The sequence below is a fragment of the Clostridium tepidiprofundi DSM 19306 genome (genome assembly GCF_001594005.1).
GTDB lineage: Bacteria > Bacillota > Clostridia > Clostridiales > Clostridiaceae > Clostridium_AC > Clostridium_AC tepidiprofundi.
Genome location: NZ_LTBA01000167.1, coordinates 1 through 557, shown reverse-complemented (window position 1 = coordinate 557; position 557 = coordinate 1). Strand labels below are relative to the sequence as shown.

General features: G+C 30.3%; 1 protein-coding gene. It reads left to right on the top strand.

Annotation, left to right across the window (positions count from 1 at the left end):
• Positions 1–79 precede the first annotated feature (79 nt).
• A partial coding sequence (locus CLTEP_RS14255; protein ID WP_066827726.1) for a recombinase family protein occupies positions 80–557 on the top strand: 478 nt, incomplete at its 3' end.

Below are 557 nucleotides of genomic sequence, written 5' to 3'. Positions count from 1 at the left end.
ATGAAACGTATCAAAAATACACTTGATATTATGATACATTTGTATTATAATTTTGGACATAAAGAGAGGGGAAGCAATTATGAGAATTTATGGCTATGCAAGGGTAAGTACAAAGGAACAGAATTTAGACAGACAACTTATAGAATTAAAGAAATATGTTGATGATAATCTTATATTCACAGATAAAGTTAGTGGTAAAGACATGAATCGAGAAAGCTATCAATTGCTTAGAAGAATAGTGCAAAGTGGTGATGTAATATACATAACATCACTTGATAGATTGGGACGAAACAAAGAGCAGATAAAACAAGAATTAGAATATTTCAAAGAAAAATGTGTAAGAATTAAGGTTTTAGATATTCCAACAACAATGGTTGATTTAAATGCAGGGCAGGAATGGATATTAGACATGGTTAATAATCTACTCATTGAAGTATTAAGTACAATTGCAGAACATGAAAGAAAAGCTATAAAAAGAAGACAAGCTGATGGAATTAAGGCTGCTAAAGAAAAGGGAATCAAGTTCGGAAGACCTAAAGTTGAAATAGATGATAAAC